Source organism: Neisseria sp. P0009.S007 (assembly GCF_051962515.1).
Genome location: NZ_JBQCVF010000248.1, coordinates 1 through 1919, shown reverse-complemented (window position 1 = coordinate 1919; position 1919 = coordinate 1). Strand labels below are relative to the sequence as shown.

The 1919-nt window shown below is 53.4% G+C and carries 1 protein-coding gene and 1 pseudogene; both read right to left on the bottom strand.

Translation table 11 applies throughout. The features are described from left to right. A partial coding sequence (locus ACTHS3_RS12130) for an oligonucleotide/oligosaccharide-binding fold domain-containing protein (RefSeq protein ID WP_440368051.1) occupies nt 1-983 on the bottom strand: 983 nt, incomplete at its 3' end. Between the two features lie 65 nt (nt 984-1048). Then, nucleotides 1049-1919: pseudogene (lpt3, locus tag ACTHS3_RS12125) on the bottom strand (lipooligosaccharide phosphoethanolamine transferase); the annotation flags it as partial.

Genomic DNA, 1919 nt, shown 5'->3' with positions numbered 1-1919 from the left:
GTCAGGCCGTAAAGCGTCACGCGTTCGCTGGCGACGACTTCGCCGCGTTTTTGTTCCCAGTGCGGCTCGAAATAATGATAGCGGACGAGGTGCGGCGCTTCCTGCTCTATCCATTCGGGCTGAATAACGGCGACGTCGCGCGCGTAAAGGCGCGTGGTTTCAACCAATTCTGCCGCCATCACCCATTTGGGCTTGGCTTTGAACAGGGCTGAAGCGGGGAAAAGGTGGAAGCGGCTGCCGCGCGCGCCGGTATAGTCGTTGCCGTCGGGCGATTTCATGCCGACGTTGGCGATAAGGCCGGTCAGTAAGGCGCGGTGGATTTGTTCGTAGCCGGCTTCTTTGGCGGCGCGGATTTGGGCGCGGTGTTGTTTCTTATCCAGTTGTTTTTGTTTGAGTTTAGCTGCCAAATCTTGGTCGCCTTGGCTTTCAGACGGCCTTAATTGTTCTTGGGAAGGAGGTTGCCTAAATGCGGCTTCTTTGGTGGTCAAACCCATTTCAATCGCGGTTTGGGCAAGCTGGTGGTGCAGCTCACGCCATTCGCGCATACGCAGGTGTGACAGGAAATATTGTCGACACCACTGCACCAGCTGCTTGTTGGATAAACCTTTGTCGCGCTCGCGCTGGAAGCTGTCCCAAATATTCAGATAGGCAAGGAAATCGGATTGCTTGTCGGTAAAGCGTTCATGCGCCTTGGCTGCGGCATCGCGCGCTTCCAGCGGCCGCTCGCGCGGGTCTTGAATCGACAGTGCAGACGCGATCACCAATATTTCCGCCATACAGTCGTGTTTCTTCGCCGCCAGCAAAATGCGCGCGATTTTCGGGTCGATAGGCAGACGCGCCATTTGTTCACCGAGCTTGGTCAGGCGGTAGCGCGTGTTGGCACCGATATGGCCCGAACTGTTTTGCAGGCCGTCTGAAACATTGGCTGGGTTGGATCGGGCATCCATGCCTGATCCGCGTACTTGGTTTTTCATATTTTGCATAGTCTTGTCGGTCGGGCATCTTCCCCGACATCATCTTAATTTGTCTTTATTGGTTTTCACGCCGCTTATTGCGGATAAACATATTCCGCCTTACCGTCGCGAATGTTCAAGCTGCCTGCATCGCCTGTAATCAGGTTGCCCGTTACCGAGCCTTCGCTACAACCTGAGACCGGCATATCGTAGCCCAGCGTGTGAATCAGGAACGTTGAAAGTTGCTGGTGGAAGGCAATCTCGCAAGGCGCAAAAGCCTGGTTGGCAGCCTGTTGCACGGCCTTATCCGGGCTATATAACACCAGCGGCACAAGATAGCTGTCAGGCTGCACCGTGCCTTGATTGTAGGTATCTTGGCGCACATACTGGCCATGATCGGAGGTATAGGCAAACAGCCAGTTGCCGTCAGGCTGCTTTTGCAGCTGCTCGAATACGGTTTGAATCATTTGGTCGGTTTTGTGGATGGTGTTGTCGTACTTATCCACAATATTGGCTTCGCCGAATACTTTATCTTGAGGCTGCAACAATGCGCCGTATGGGACGTGCGAACCGCGTTGGTGCAACACGATAAAATGCTTGCCCTGCTGCAAATTGATTTTGCTAAACAGCGGCAGTAGCTTCTCATCGGGCATATTGTCGCCGTTGCCATAGCCAAGTTGCGTCGGCTGAATCAGATGGTCTATCCACTTTTTACCGATTAGGTTCAAAATCGCCATTTCGTTTTCCGCCTGCGCGCTGTAAAAATACGTTTCATAGCCCTGTTCTTTGGCAAGGCGGAACATATTGGTGTCGCCGCTGCTGATTTGCTCATAGCCGTTGGCATGCGGTATCGCATTGAAAAAGCTGGGCAGGGACACAGCCGTCATCAAAGCGGCGGAATAGCTTTGTTTCACAATCGGCTTAAAGTCGGCTTGCGAAAGCTGGGTCAAAAACGGCGAAGTTTCG